Source organism: Escherichia sp. MOD1-EC6475, from assembly GCF_003046645.1.
GTDB lineage: Bacteria > Pseudomonadota > Gammaproteobacteria > Enterobacterales > Enterobacteriaceae > Escherichia > Escherichia ruysiae.
Genome location: NZ_PZKQ01000021.1, coordinates 56,729 through 69,775, shown reverse-complemented (window position 1 = coordinate 69,775; position 13,047 = coordinate 56,729). Strand labels below are relative to the sequence as shown.

The window sequence follows — 13,047 nt, the reverse complement described above, 5'->3', positions numbered from 1 at the left end:
ATATAGGGGCAAATCCACCTATATCGCTAAAGATAAACGAAACGTGACATTTAAACCAGATTATCTGGATGGGCTGGTAATGCATGTTGAAAATGGCAACGTTTTACTGGATGGTGAGTTTGTTAATCGGTGATTTGTTAATATGACAGCCAATAATGGCTGTCATTACTGTTACATCAGACCTTTCAAACGTAACGTTTTCTGAGTGGCGACATTCAAATCATAGTGAGCAAGATCTTCAGGTTTTACCCATGCGTATTCCTGAAACTCTTCGTTAATTTTCACTTCACGGTTGGCAGAGACGCAGTCAAAGATCAGGTAAATCATATAAATCTCTTCCTTGCGACCATCTGCATACGTCTTGATGCGGATGTCATCACTGAACGTCCATGGCGTGATGTCAGTAAGAATCAGTTGCTCGCCCAGCTCTTCTCTGATTTCACGACGTAATGCTTCTTCAATGCGCTCACCGGGTTCTACGCCGCCGCCAGACAGCGCCCATTGTCCGGGGAAAACGCCGCGATCATCGGCCATTTTACACAGCAGATAAGCACCATCATTTTGAATTAAGGGACAAACTATAGTCCGTTGCCGCATGGGAATATTCCTTACCACTGAAAATAAAACAAAAGAATACGGCAATGGATCAACACGTGAAAGCGGCATTGGCCTTTTTTGCGACGATAACCGCGATGATTATTTTTCTGGCAATCAATTTTTGGTGGCTACTTTTTCTGCACTTAATTATTAAAGAAGTATTTAGTTACAATAAGTTAGCAGATCGCTTTTTTCACGCATTGAATCCTCTGTGTCAGGCAGTACAATCCCGCAGCTTTGGGGACTTTTAATTATCTTCTTGCGGGAAAAGGTAAAAATGAAAAAATTTGCACTGCCAGTTCTGGCTGGAATGCTATTGGTTTCTGCATCGGCAAATGCGATAAGCATTAGCGGTCAGGCGGGAAAAGAATATACCAATATTGGCGTCGGTTTCGGTACTGAATCGACCGGTCTGGCATTAAGCGGTAACTGGACACATAACGATGACGACGGTGATGTCGCGGGCGTTGGCCTGGGATTGAATCTGCCGCTGGGACCGTTAATGGCAACTGTGGGCGGTAAAGGCGTTTACACCAACCCGAACGACGGCGATGAAGGCTATGCCGCAGCGGTAGGCGGTGGCTTGCAGTGGCAAATTGGCGATAGCTTCCGTCTGTTTGGCGAGTATTACTACTCTCCGGATTCGCTCTCCAGCGGTATTAAAAGTTATGAAGAAGCGAATGCTGGCGCGCGTTACACCATCATGCGCCCGATCAGCATTGAGGCGGGCTACCGCTACCTGAACCTGTCGGCTAAAGACGGCAATCGCGACAACGCGGTGGCTGACGGCCCGTATGTTGGGGTTAGCGCCAGCTTCTGATGCCTTCCGGCGCGGCGTTCTGCCGCGCCATTCAGTTTCTTACTACGCCTTATCTCCCTTTGCGTTATAGTGATTCGATAACAAAAGCAGGAGATAACCATGTTAAAAGTGGAAATGTTATCCACCGGGGATGAAGTGTTACACGGGCAAATCGTTGACACTAACGCTGCCTGGCTGGCGGATTTTTTCTTTCATCAGGGGTTGCCATTATCTCGCCGCAATACAGTGGGCGATAACCTTGAGGATTTAGTGACCATTCTTCGCGAACGTAGCCAGCACGCCGATGTGCTGATCGTCAATGGCGGACTGGGGCCGACCAGTGATGATTTAAGCGCACTCGCCGCAGCGACCGCCAAAGGTGAAAGCCTGGTTCTTCATGAAGCCTGGCTCGAAGAGATGGAACGCTATTTCCGCGAACGTGGTCGCGTAATGGCGCCGAGCAACCGCAAACAGGCGGAGCTGCCTGCCAGTGCAGAATTTATCAATAATCCGGTTGGTACGGCCTGTGGTTTTGCTGTGCAACTTAACCGTTGCCTGATGTTCTTTACCCCAGGCGTGCCGGCGGAATTTAAAGTGATGGTTGAGCACGAAATCCTGCCGCGCCTGCGTGAGCGTTTTTCTTTGCCGCAACCGCCGGTTTGTCTGCGGCTGACCACTTTTGGTCGTTCAGAAAGCGATCTGGCGCAAAGCCTGGATGCGTTGCAACTACCGCCAGGTGTGACGATGGGCTATCGCTCCTCCATGCCGATTATTGAACTGAAACTCACCGGACCGGCAAGCGAGCAACAGGCGATGGAAAAACTGTGGCTGGATGTTAAACGTGTTGCCGGGCAGAGCATGATTTTCGAAGGCACCGAAGGGCTGCCAGCGCAAATCAGCCGCGAACTGCAAAGCCGCCAGTTCAGTCTGACGTTGAGCGAGCAATTCACCGGTGGCTTGCTGGCTTTGCAACTTTCTCGCGCGGGGGCGCCATTACTGGCGTGTGAAGTGGTTCCTTCACAGGAAGAAACCCTGGCGCAAACTGCGCACTGGATAACGGAACGCCGAGCTAACCATTTCGCCGGGCTGGCGCTGGCGGTTTCTGGTCTGGAAGATGAGCATCTCAACTTTGCGCTGGCTACGCCAGACGGCACTTTCGCCCTGCGAGTACATTTCAGCACCACGCGCTACAGCCAGGCTATCCGTCAGGAGGTGTGCGCAATGATGGCGCTTAATATGCTGCGCCGCTGGCTGAACGGTCAGGACATCGCCAGCGGGCATGGCTGGATTGAGGTTGTGGAGTCGTTGACACTGTCGCCACAGGGGGCGTGAAAGAGGGCGTGCCGGGGAGAAGTCTTTTACCCGGCACGTTGTCGCGTTCATTGCAGGCTTAATGGGGCGAGATTGGCATCGGTTAGCTGGGTTGTTGCCAGCACAATCTCACGTTCAAAACCTTGTTCCAGCATTCGTAAGGCGATTTTAATGGCTTGTTCATGCATGCCTTCCTGCAAACCTTCCAATTTACCTTCTTGCCAGCCTTCAATCTTACCCTCCTGCCAGCCAATTTGATGTCCTTCCTGCCGTAGCCGTTCAGCAATAGTCATCAATCTCTCCTTTTGTAGTGGTGAACGTTCGGCAATCTCCTGAATAAAGCGGGTGAAACGGGAGGTATCGCCACATTGCAGGAGATAATTAAACAGTGTTTGCAATTGGCTGTCATTAGTGAAGCCTCTAACCAAAAGCGAGGTGATCCTGTCGACCATACCGATTAAATCGCGGTCTCGAATATGTTTTTGAATAAGTTCCAGCAGGGCTATACGCCGATGTTGCATGATCTCATCGTCAGGTACGATGGTGATATCCACCAACGGAAAAGCTTCGGTGTACAACTGCCGGGCAAGTTGCGGATCGTTAAATTCATCCAGCCAGTTGAGAGAATACGGGTAGGGCGAGGTTTCGCCATGATAAAACAGCAATGGCACTACCAGCGGGACTTTGTCATAACCTTTATCCAGGTGACGCTGCATGGCGGCGGTGGCATAGCGCATCAGCCGAAAGGCCATATTCTTTTCCGCAGAACTTTGATGTTCAATTACGCAGTAGATATAGCCGTCACCTTCGCTGGTTTCTACCGACCACAAAACATCCGAGTAGTAAGCGCGTAAGCTTTTTTCAATAAAACTTGTGGGTTCCAGCCTTAACGTATGCAGATTACACAGCTTACGTAACGGTTCCGGTAGATGTATTTCCAGAAAATCCCGTGCGGTATCGGGTGAGAACATAAAGGTTTTAAATACCGCATCATGCGGGGAGGAGGTTGTTGATTCAGTCATGGTTGTCCGTCACCTGATATTTATGATGACGCGACATTACGGTTATCCCAGGCCTTTGACATCTGCCAGTTTCAGTCTTTGCGAGACGTTTTCAGAGGAATTTTCATTGTGATGAAACGCATACATTGGGTACGGAATCGCGCACGCAAAAATGCCCGATAAGCAATGCGCTTACCGGGCATCAGAAGGGAGTTTAAACCAGCGCCTGAGCCAGCAGCGTAATCGGATGTTCGCAGCGAAGACTTGTGGACATCTCAATCTGCCATTTGCAGGTTTCGCAGTCGGTAACCACCAGATCCGCGCCGCTCTCTTCTATCTGGCGGAACAGCGGTGCACCGATGGCTTGTGAGGTGGGGTAGTTCTCTTTTTTGAAACCGTAAGTTCCGGCAATACCGCAGCACTGGGAATCCAGCACTGTCAGCTCAAGCCCTGGGATCTTACGTAAAAGTTCCAGGGTGTAGAGCGTCCAGCCCATTTTTTCCATATGGCACGGGGTGTGATAGACCACTTTTAGCGGCAGTGATTTCAGCGGCAAGGTTTTGCCTTCGTCCAGCTTGCGCCACAGCCAGCGGGTTGCCAGTTCGATATGATCGCGCAAGCCTTTGTTGTCAACATTCAGCACTTCCGGGTACTCGTCGCGCAAGGCAAACGTACAGGTAGAGGAGGTAGCAATGACCGGAATGCCTTTTCCCCCCACAGCTTCGCGGATCGATTCCACGTTAGTGATTGCCTGTTTACGCGCTTTATCGGTAAAACCGTTGGCGATGAGTGGCACACCGCAGCATTTCTCTTTGCTGAGCAGTTGTACGCCGGTGCCCATCGCGTTGAGCACTTTAATTAAATCCTTGCCTAACTGCGGATGGTTGTAGTTAACGAAGCAGCCGTGGAAAAAGGCCACCTGGTCTTTATATTGCGCCTGCTGCGCAGCCACACTGCGATACCAGCGACGGAAAGTGCCGAAGGAGTATTTCGGCAGCGTGCGGCGATGGTCAATTTTTAACGCCGCATCAAGCAGTTGTCGCACTGGTTTCAGCGAGGTAGCGGTGTTGACAATAGGCGCGAACGGCGTGGAAACGCTGCCCATCAGGTCGGTATGACTCAACACAAAATTGCGCAGCGACGGGCGCGTGGTGTCATATTTCGCTCGCGCGCGCTGGATGATATCGCCAATCTTCACATCGGACGGACAGGCGACTTCGCAACGTTTGCAGTTAATGCAATATTTCAGCGCCTCGTCATACAGGGCGCCATCTTTCAGACGCAGACGCTCGCCATCCGGCCCGGCCTGTTTTGGCCCCGGATAGCCCGGATTCACCCGGCTTACCGGGCAGGCGGTGGTACAGACGGTGCACTTAATGCAATTTTCGAAGCTGGTATCGTTCATTGTTGGCCTCCTGCGCGTTGGGCAATCTGTTGAGCAGCATGTAATGCACTGACAGCACAAACGCCGCCGCCGCATCCCTGAGCGATAGGATCATATCCGCCCAGCACCGATCCGATGGCAAACAAGTTTTCTACCGTCTGGCCTGCCTGCGATGGGCGTAGTGCCTCATCAGTGGTTACACCGAACTGCTGCCATGGTTGCGCCGCAAAAAAATCACTTCGATACCACTCACCCCGCGTGGCGGTTTGCAGCACATCAAGGCCGAGAATCGGCTCGCGAATGCCGTTGCGTTCCGCGACCAGTCCGCCGCTAAAGAAGCTGCCGCTGGCGAGAACCGCGAAACGTGGACGCAGCGGGATGTCGGCGTGATTACGAGTCCAGATTTCATTCACCACGCCATTTTTACAGGTCACTTTTTTCACTTCATCGCCCGGCATCCATACACCGCCCTGGCGCACGAACTGACGTTGAAGCTGATTTTGCAGACGAATGCCCAGCACGGAAGGTGGCAGTGTCGGCAGTAACATTAATGAACAGGGTAATTGTTCGTTCAGCCAGCGCCAGAGTCTGTCATCAGCCAGGCCGAAGCAGGCTGGCATCAGGATCATTTCACAGGTGTTGGCGACAGGGATAAGCGCATCAAGCAACAGTGGCCAGTTTTCTTCGTTATCAAGGAAACGGGCAATATTTACCGCGCGGAACTCGGTGGCGTTATTACGTAGCACATCCAGTTCCGGCAGTTCAATTTCTGCGGTTTCAACCGAAAGATCCAATTCACGTAACGAAGCTGCCGCAAGATGCGCCTGAAAATCCATCAGCCCGCTGATACCCACCACACATATTTTCTTCGCTGGCAACGGCCAGACGGGGACTTCTGGCGAGCTTAGCCAGGTTGAGCGCAGAGTGCCGAGCGGTGTAACTCGCTGGTGAGCCAGTTCAACGCTACCCTGCAATTGCGCACCGCTTTCAGCGATCAATGCCTGCGCCCTGCAAGCGAGATCGAGCACGCGCTGTGAGCCGAGAACACTGTAAGGATGGGCAGGAGCCTGATGGCACAAAGATTCCAGGCCATCGTGAATGTCTGTCACCGTTTGACCGTCAGGCAGATGGCTCAGCAAATCCAGCGAACCGGATGAGAAATGCAGCGCGCTTTGACCACGCGTGACGATGGCACAGCGCAGGCCGTGTTTTTGCAGTTGCAGGCCACAGAGTAATCCGGCGAGGCCGCCGCCCATAATGACAGTATCAAAGCGCATCTTTCTGCTCCTTCTCCAGACCACACAGTCCCTGATAAACCCAGCGGGTAAATTCGCTTTCGCGCAGCGCATCGCCCCAGGCAACAGGTTGCACGCCTTTCCAGCGTTCGTTCAGGAAGGTGGAAAGTTGCTCAATAGATTGCGCAGAGGTGGTGACATTAAAGCGTTGCAGCAGTCCGGCGGCGCGGCAGGCGCAGAGTTCGCCCTGGCAGGTGCCCATTCCCACACGGGTACGACGGCGCAAATCTAACAGACTGTTAACGTTTAAATTTTCTACTGCATATTGCACTTCGCCTGCGGTAACGGCTTCGCATTCACAGACCAGGCTGCGGTGCAAACGGCCTTCACTTAACCAGGCTGGCGTACGATCGCCGTGACGGTAAACCGCAGAACCGCGCAGCGGGGCTGGGAGGGAGATAATTTTTTGCAGCGTGGCTTCAGCCGGTTCCTGTGAACCTGGTAGCGGCGTATCGGCAGTGATGCAGGGGCGCGTGTTGCCCAGTTTGCGGCACACCGCGTCAGTAGCCCATTCCGCCATCAGGCGGTAGGTCATCAGTTTGCCGCCGGTGATGGTGATAAATCCGTCCAGCCCGTCGCGTTCGGCGTGATCGAGCAGCACGATGCCGCGACTGACGTTACGTCCGCTCGGGTCGTCATCGCTGGCAACCAGTGGGCGCACGCCAGAGTAGGCTCGCAGAATACGTGTTTTCGCCATCACCGGAGCCAGTTTTTCCCCTTCACGCAGCAGAATATCCACTTCTTCCGCCGTCACCCGGTTGTCGTCGATCTCATCGTAATCAATACGTAAAGAGGTGGTGCCAATGAGAGAAATAGTGTCGCCGGGCACCAGAATATCGGCATCAGAAGGTTTACGGCAGCGGTTGATCACATGCTGATTAATGCGGTGATCCATGATCAGCAGCGATCCTTTCGCCGGGAACATACGAATGCGCAGATCGGCATATTCTGCGATATGTTGCCCCCAGATCCCGGCGGCATTAACCACCACAGGTGCATGAAGTGCCTGGGTTTCGCCGGTGAGATGGTTACGCACACGAACGCCACATACCGTCGCGCCTTCACGAATCAGGCCAGTGACTTTGTGGGCGGTGAGGATAACTGCACCGTGTTCTTTCGCATCGAGCATATTTGCTGCGGTCAAACGAAATGGATCAACGGTGCCATCCGGGACTTTCACTGCACCTATCAATGCCGGGTTAACGGAAGGTTCGATAATGCGCGCTTGCTGCGGATCGATGGCTTCTGCGCTTATTCCTGCTTCTTCGCAGGCGCGAATAAAAGTGGTTTGAAAGGAGAGGTCATCTTCCGGCAGGGTGATAAACAGGCCGTTGGTCGGCTCAACACAATGACGCGCAATACGTTTTAATATCTTGTTTTCACTAATACATTCACGGGCCGATTCCGCATCGGTTACCGCATAGCGCGCGCCGCTGTGTAGCAGACCGTGGTTACGCCCGGTCGCGCCTGTGGCGATGTCATGGCGCTCAACCAAAATCACGCGCAGCCCGCGCAGGGCACAGTCGCGGGCAATCCCGGCTCCCGTTGCGCCGCCGCCAATGATAATCACGTCACTTGATTGCGAGTCGCGAGTTTTCATTGTTATCCCTCTGAAGTTCGTTTTTTACCATTTAGCCATAGTAAAAACATGAATTGTTTGATTTCGCGCATATTCGCTCATAATTCGAAAGTGAAACGTGATTTCATGCGTCTTTCAGAACATTTCAATCATTGTGTTTAATAATGTGTGCGGTAATTCACATTTAATTTATGAATGTTTTCTTAACATCGCGGCAACTCAAAAAACGGCAGGTTCTTCTACTGAATCAGGCTGTTAATCATAAATAAGACCATGGGCCACGGAGGCTATAAATGTTGAGTATTTTTAAACCGGCGCCACACAAAGCGCGCTTACCTGCTGCGGAGATCGACCCGACCTATCGTCGATTGCGCTGGCAAATTTTCCTGGGGATATTCTTTGGTTATGCTGCTTACTATCTGGTTCGTAAGAACTTTGCTCTCGCTATGCCCTATCTGGTGGAGCAGGGATTCTCGCGTGGTGATTTAGGTTTTGCGCTTTCAGGGATCTCAATCGCCTATGGATTTTCGAAATTCATCATGGGTTCGGTATCGGATCGCTCGAATCCGCGCGTTTTCCTGCCAGCTGGTTTGATTCTTGCTGCGGCAGTGATGCTGTTTATGGGATTTGTGCCGTGGGCGACTTCCAGTATTGCGGTGATGTTCGTGCTGTTGTTCCTCTGCGGCTGGTTCCAGGGGATGGGATGGCCGCCGTGTGGTCGTACCATGGTGCACTGGTGGTCACAGAAAGAACGTGGCGGCATTGTGTCGGTGTGGAACTGTGCGCATAACGTTGGTGGTGGTATTCCGCCGCTGTTGTTCTTGCTGGGGATGGCCTGGTTCAATGACTGGCACGCGGCGCTTTATATGCCGGCTTTCTGTGCCATTCTGGTGGCGCTTTTCGCTTTTGCCATGATGCGCGATACCCCGCAATCCTGTGGTCTGCCGCCGATCGAAGAGTACAAAAATGACTATCCGGACGACTATAACGAAAAAGCGGAACAGGAGCTGACCGCGAAGCAGATTTTCATGCAGTACGTGCTGCCGAACAAACTGCTGTGGTATATCGCTATCGCTAACGTGTTCGTTTACCTGCTGCGCTACGGCATCCTCGACTGGTCGCCAACCTACCTGAAAGAGGTGAAACACTTCGCGCTGGATAAATCTTCCTGGGCCTACTTCCTTTATGAGTACGCGGGCATTCCGGGCACCCTTTTGTGCGGCTGGATGTCGGATAAAGTCTTCCGTGGTAACCGTGGCGCAACCGGCGTCTTCTTTATGACTCTGGTGACCATTGCCACTATCGTTTACTGGATGAACCCGGCGGGCAACCCGACCGTAGATATGATTTGTATGATTGTCATCGGCTTCCTGATTTATGGCCCTGTCATGCTGATCGGTCTGCACGCGCTGGAACTGGCACCGAAAAAAGCGGCAGGTACGGCGGCAGGCTTTACCGGACTGTTTGGTTATCTGGGCGGTTCTGTAGCGGCGAGTGCGATTGTTGGCTACACCGTGGATTTCTTCGGCTGGGATGGCGGCTTTATGGTAATGATTGGCGGCAGCATTCTGGCAGTTATCTTGTTAATTGTCGTGATGATTGGCGAAAAACGTCGCCATCAGGAATTACAGCAAAAACGCAACGGAGGCTAATGGTATGAAATTGACGCTGAAAAACCTTAGCATGGCGATCATGATGAGTGGAATGATCATGGGAAGCAGTGCAATGGCGGCAGACAACAGCGAGAAAATTGTAATAGCCCATCGCGGCGCCAGTGGTTATTTGCCGGAGCATACGCTGCCAGCAAAAGCGATGGCGTATGCACAGGGGGCTGACTATCTGGAGCAGGATTTGGTAATGACCAAAGACGACCATCTGGTCGTCCTGCATGATCACTATCTTGATCGCGTTACTGATGTTGCTGATCGTTTCCCGGACAGGGCACGCAAAGACGGTCGTTACTACGCGATAGATTTCACGCTGGATGAAATTAAATCACTGAAATTTACCGAAGGCTTCGATATTGAAAACGGTAAGAAAGTGCAGACTTTCCCTGGACGCTTCCCGATGGGTAAATCTGACTTCCGGGTGCATACTTTCGAAGAAGAGATTGAATTTGTTCAGGGGTTAAACCATTCGACCGGGAAAAACATCGGCATCTACCCGGAGATTAAAGCGCCGTGGTTCCATCACCAGGAAGGGAAAGATATAGCGGCTAAAACTCTGGAAGTGCTGAAAAAATATGGTTACACCAGCAAAGGGGACAAAGTTTATTTGCAATGCTTTGATGCTGATGAGCTGAAACGCATTAAAAATGAGCTGGAACCGAAAATGGGCATGGATCTCAATCTGGTTCAGTTGATTGCTTATACTGACTGGAATGAAACTCAGCAGAAACAGCCGGACGGAACCTGGGTAAATTACAGCTATGACTGGATGTTTAAGCCGGGCGCCATGAAGCAGGTGGCGGAATATGCTGACGGCATTGGCCCCGATTACCATATGGTCATTGATGAGACATCGCAGCCGGGCAATATTAAACTTACTGGAATGGTGAAAGATGCACAGCAGAATAAGCTGGTAGTGCATCCTTATACCGTGCGGTCGGATAAACTGCCGGCATATACGACCGATGTGAATCAACTGTATGACGCCCTGTATAACAAAGCAGGTGTTAATGGGCTGTTTACGGACTTCCCGGATAAAGCAGTAAATTTCCTCAATAAAGAGTAAATTCAGTGCCGGATGGTACGTAAGTGCCATCCGGTATATCTCTTCATTCAAAGCCTCATCTACGTCATAGTAAAATAGCGGACATATTTAATTCTTCATAAAGTCTGTTGGTTATCCTTACTTGCTGTTCTTTAGAGCGGGATGACTTGTTCCCGGCAAAAGAAATCCAGTAAGAAACACTTTTTATTAAGTTTTTCTTAAGGTAAACACCTATAGTCATTGTCGTTAACAATAAAGACAGGCGACAGGGTATGGCAGTTTCAGCAAAACACGATGAGTTCAATCATTGGTGGGCTACAGAAGGTGACTGGGTTGAGGAGCCGAATTACCGCCGCAACGGTATGAGCGGGGTGCAATGCGTCGAGCACAACGGCAAAAAGTTGTATGTGAAGCGCATGACTCACCACTTGTTTTATTCTATCCGCTATCCGTTTGGGCGTCCGACGATTGTTCGGGAGATAGCTGTAATAAAAGATCTGAAGCGCGCCGGTGTGATTGTGCCGAACATCATTTTTGGTGAAGCGGTGAAAATTGAGGGTGAATGGCGCGCGTTGCTGGTGACTGAAGATATGGCGGGGTTTGTCAGCATTGCTGACTGGTATTCACAACACGCAGTAACGCCTTATTCCGACGATGTACGGCAAGCAATGTTGAAAGCGGTGGCGCTGGCATTTAAAAAGATGCATAGCGTTAATCGTCAGCATGGTTGCTGTTATGTTCGCCATATCTATGTGAAAACAGAAGGTAAGGCAGAAGCAGGTTTTCTTGATCTGGAGAAAAGTCGCCGTCGTCTGCGTCGCCATAAGGCTATTCATCATGACTTCCGCCAGTTGGAGAAATATCTGGAGCCGATCCCCAAAGCGGACTGGGAGCAGGTGAAAGCGTATTATTCTGCCATGTAATTGTTGTAGACCAGATAAGACGCGTAAGCGTCGCATCTGGCGCTAGTACCCGATCACATCTCGATTTCAATATCACCTTTTGCCCGGCAACAACAGGGCAAAATTTCCCCAGGTTGAATAAAGGCTAACGGTTCGGCAATCCAGTCCACCTGGCCTGCGACAAGGCGCGTGCGACAGGAGCCGCAGTAGCCTTCGCGGCACTGATACTCAACCGCCACATTGTGGGATTCCAGCGCCGCCAGAAGAGAAGGGTGTTCATCCTGGCACAGCAGTTGTGTGCCAGTGATGCGCAGGGTAACGCGAGCCATCAGAGTTGGAAGTTACTCAAATCGTCGGTGTCTACTTCCGAGTCAATCTGTCCGACCAGATAAGAACTGACTTCCACTTCCTGCGGAGCAACCTGTACGTTATCAGACACCAGCCAGGTGTTGATCCACGGGATTGGGTTGGAGCGCGTCTGGAACGGCAAATCTAAACCAACCGCCTGCATACGGATATTGGTGATGTACTCGACGTACTGGCAGAGAATGTCTTTATTCAGACCAATCATCGAACCGTCACGGAACAGATAATCCGCCCAGTCTTTCTCCTGCTGTGCCGCCTGGACAAACAGGTCATAGCACTCCTGCTTACACTCTTCGGCAATTTCCGCCATCTCAGGATCGTCCGCGCCGCTGCGCAACAGATTCAGCATATGCTGAGTACCAGTCAGGTGCAGGGCTTCGTCACGGGCAATCAGGCGAATAATTTTGGCGTTGCCCTCCATCAGCTCACGTTCAGCGAACGCGAAAGAGCAGGCGAAGCTGACGTAGAAGCGGATCGCTTCCAGCGCGTTAACGCTCATCAGGCAGAGATAAAGTTTTTTCTTCAGCTCGCGCAGGCTAACGGTCACGGTTTTGCCGTTGACGGTATGGGGGCCTTCGCCCAGCAGATGCCAGTAACTGGTCATTTCGATCAGTTCGTCGTAGTAAGCTGAAATCCCTTCTGCGCGTTTCTGGATCTGCTCGTTGGTGACGATATCATCAAACACAACAGACGGATCGTTAACGATATTACGAATGATGTGCGTGTAGGAGCGGGAGTGAATAGTTTCCGAAAACGCCCAGGTTTCTACCCAGGTTTCCAGTTCGGGAATGGAAATCAGCGGCAGCAGCGCCACGTTCGGGCTACGACCCTGAATGGAGTCCAGTAGCGTCTGGTACTTTAGATTGCTGATAAAGATGTGTTTTTCGTGCTCCGGCAGCGCCTGATAATCGATACGGTCGCGGGAGACGTCAACTTCTTCTGGACGCCAGAAGAAAGAGAGCTGCTTTTCGATCAATTTTTCGAAGATTTCATATTTTTGCTGATCGTAGCGAGCCACGTTGACCGGCTGACCAAAGAACATGGGTTCTTTGAGCTGATCATTCTTCGTCTGTGAAAAGGTGGTATATGCCATGAATGTGT

General features: G+C 51.5%; 13 protein-coding genes and 1 pseudogene. 7 read left to right on the top strand and 7 right to left on the bottom strand.

Annotated elements, in window-relative coordinates:
- Nucleotides 1-133 (top strand): annotated as a pseudogene (locus A7589_RS23210) (hypothetical protein); the annotation flags it as partial.
- 38 nt (nucleotides 134-171) lie between these two features.
- Here the strand turns inward: A7589_RS23210 and nudI are convergent.
- Nucleotides 172-597 carry a nucleoside triphosphatase NudI gene (gene nudI / locus A7589_RS06455; protein WP_001249882.1) on the bottom strand — a complete coding sequence of 142 codons (426 nt, stop codon included), beginning with the start codon at nucleotides 595-597 and terminating at the stop codon, nucleotides 172-174.
- A gap of 44 nt (nucleotides 598-641) precedes the next feature.
- Here nudI and A7589_RS06450 point away from each other — a divergent pair, with 44 nt between their 5' ends.
- The 3 genes from A7589_RS06450 to A7589_RS06440 all read left to right on the top strand — a co-directional run bounded on the left by A7589_RS06450 (nucleotide 642) and on the right by A7589_RS06440 (nucleotide 2,728).
- The gene (locus A7589_RS06450) at nucleotides 642-848 is read left to right on the top strand and encodes a hypothetical protein (protein ID WP_000371971.1); all 207 of its coding nucleotides are present in this window, start codon (nucleotides 642-644) and stop codon (nucleotides 846-848) included.
- A gap of 26 nt (nucleotides 849-874) precedes the next feature.
- On the top strand, nucleotides 875-1,417 hold the full coding sequence (locus A7589_RS06445; RefSeq protein WP_000712687.1) for a YfaZ family outer membrane protein: 543 nt from the start codon (nucleotides 875-877) through the stop codon (nucleotides 1,415-1,417).
- Nucleotides 1,418-1,516: 99 nt separating this feature from the next.
- Nucleotides 1,517-2,728, top strand: coding sequence for a nicotinamide mononucleotide deamidase-related protein YfaY (locus tag A7589_RS06440; RefSeq protein WP_000921653.1), 1,212 nt, complete (start codon nucleotides 1,517-1,519; stop codon nucleotides 2,726-2,728).
- Nucleotides 2,729-2,775: 47 nt separating this feature from the next.
- On the opposite strand, the gene A7589_RS06435 is transcribed toward A7589_RS06440, so the two are convergent.
- The 4 genes from A7589_RS06435 to glpA form a co-directional block, all read right to left on the bottom strand.
- The gene (locus A7589_RS06435) at nucleotides 2,776-3,729 is read right to left on the bottom strand and encodes an ISNCY family transposase (RefSeq protein WP_000140531.1); all 954 of its coding nucleotides are present in this window, start codon (nucleotides 3,727-3,729) and stop codon (nucleotides 2,776-2,778) included.
- 193 nt (nucleotides 3,730-3,922) lie between these two features.
- Nucleotides 3,923-5,113 carry an anaerobic glycerol-3-phosphate dehydrogenase subunit GlpC gene (gene glpC / locus A7589_RS06430; RefSeq protein WP_001000373.1) on the bottom strand — a complete coding sequence of 397 codons (1,191 nt, stop codon included), beginning with the start codon at nucleotides 5,111-5,113 and terminating at the stop codon, nucleotides 3,923-3,925.
- Nucleotides 5,110-6,369 carry a glycerol-3-phosphate dehydrogenase subunit GlpB gene (gene glpB / locus A7589_RS06425; protein WP_001209950.1) on the bottom strand — a complete coding sequence of 420 codons (1,260 nt, stop codon included), beginning with the start codon at nucleotides 6,367-6,369 and terminating at the stop codon, nucleotides 5,110-5,112. The genes glpC and glpB overlap by 4 nt, the downstream gene beginning before the upstream one ends.
- Entirely contained in the window at nucleotides 6,359-7,987 is a 1,629-nt protein-coding gene (gene glpA, locus A7589_RS06420) for an anaerobic glycerol-3-phosphate dehydrogenase subunit A (protein WP_108188778.1), read from the bottom strand. The genes glpB and glpA overlap by 11 nt, the downstream gene beginning before the upstream one ends.
- 272 nt (nucleotides 7,988-8,259) lie before the next feature.
- Between glpA and glpT the strand changes: the two genes are divergently transcribed.
- The 3 genes from glpT (at nucleotide 8,260) to inaA (ending at nucleotide 11,601) form a co-directional block, all read left to right on the top strand.
- The gene (glpT, locus tag A7589_RS06415) at nucleotides 8,260-9,618 is read left to right on the top strand and encodes a glycerol-3-phosphate transporter (RefSeq protein WP_000948734.1); all 1,359 of its coding nucleotides are present in this window, start codon (nucleotides 8,260-8,262) and stop codon (nucleotides 9,616-9,618) included.
- A gap of 4 nt (nucleotides 9,619-9,622) precedes the next feature.
- Nucleotides 9,623-10,699: a glycerophosphodiester phosphodiesterase gene (gene glpQ / locus A7589_RS06410; RefSeq protein WP_108188777.1), complete on the top strand. Its 1,077-nt coding sequence runs from the start codon at nucleotides 9,623-9,625 to the stop codon at nucleotides 10,697-10,699.
- A gap of 251 nt (nucleotides 10,700-10,950) precedes the next feature.
- Nucleotides 10,951-11,601 carry a lipopolysaccharide kinase InaA gene (gene inaA / locus A7589_RS06405; protein ID WP_105286745.1) on the top strand — a complete coding sequence of 217 codons (651 nt, stop codon included), beginning with the start codon at nucleotides 10,951-10,953 and terminating at the stop codon, nucleotides 11,599-11,601.
- Between the two features lie 53 nt (nucleotides 11,602-11,654).
- Here inaA and yfaE read toward each other — a convergent pair whose 3' ends face one another.
- Both yfaE and nrdB read right to left on the bottom strand, forming a co-directional pair.
- Complete coding sequence (gene yfaE / locus A7589_RS06400; RefSeq protein ID WP_000135040.1) at nucleotides 11,655-11,909, bottom strand: ferredoxin-like diferric-tyrosyl radical cofactor maintenance protein YfaE; 255 nt, start codon at nucleotides 11,907-11,909, stop codon at nucleotides 11,655-11,657.
- Nucleotides 11,909-13,039: a class Ia ribonucleoside-diphosphate reductase subunit beta gene (nrdB, locus tag A7589_RS06395; RefSeq protein ID WP_105284955.1), complete on the bottom strand. Its 1,131-nt coding sequence runs from the start codon at nucleotides 13,037-13,039 to the stop codon at nucleotides 11,909-11,911. The genes yfaE and nrdB overlap by 1 nt, the downstream gene beginning before the upstream one ends.
- Between the last annotated feature and the right edge of the window lie 8 nt (nucleotides 13,040-13,047).

Bases quoted from the DNA above. Each gene is read 5' to 3' on its own strand.
- inaA (WP_105286745.1), top strand. From the start codon at position 10,951: ATGGCAGTTTCAGCAAAACACGATGAGTTCAATCATTGGTGGGCTACA.
- glpT (WP_000948734.1), top strand. From the start codon at position 8,260: ATGTTGAGTATTTTTAAACCGGCGCCACACAAAGCGCGCTTACCTGCT.
- A7589_RS06445 (WP_000712687.1), top strand. From the start codon at position 875: ATGAAAAAATTTGCACTGCCAGTTCTGGCTGGAATGCTATTGGTTTCT.
- glpQ (WP_108188777.1), top strand. From the start codon at position 9,623: ATGAAATTGACGCTGAAAAACCTTAGCATGGCGATCATGATGAGTGGA.
- yfaE (WP_000135040.1), bottom strand. From the start codon at position 11,909: ATGGCTCGCGTTACCCTGCGCATCACTGGCACACAACTGCTGTGCCAG.
- glpA (WP_108188778.1), bottom strand. From the start codon at position 7,987: ATGAAAACTCGCGACTCGCAATCAAGTGACGTGATTATCATTGGCGGC.
- glpC (WP_001000373.1), bottom strand. From the start codon at position 5,113: ATGAACGATACCAGCTTCGAAAATTGCATTAAGTGCACCGTCTGTACC.
- A7589_RS06450 (WP_000371971.1), top strand. From the start codon at position 642: ATGGATCAACACGTGAAAGCGGCATTGGCCTTTTTTGCGACGATAACC.
- glpB (WP_001209950.1), bottom strand. From the start codon at position 6,369: ATGCGCTTTGATACTGTCATTATGGGCGGCGGCCTCGCCGGATTACTC.
- nrdB (WP_105284955.1), bottom strand. From the start codon at position 13,039: ATGGCATATACCACCTTTTCACAGACGAAGAATGATCAGCTCAAAGAA.
- nudI (WP_001249882.1), bottom strand. From the start codon at position 597: ATGCGGCAACGGACTATAGTTTGTCCCTTAATTCAAAATGATGGTGCT.
- A7589_RS06440 (WP_000921653.1), top strand. From the start codon at position 1,517: ATGTTAAAAGTGGAAATGTTATCCACCGGGGATGAAGTGTTACACGGG.
- A7589_RS06435 (WP_000140531.1), bottom strand. From the start codon at position 3,729: ATGACTGAATCAACAACCTCCTCCCCGCATGATGCGGTATTTAAAACC.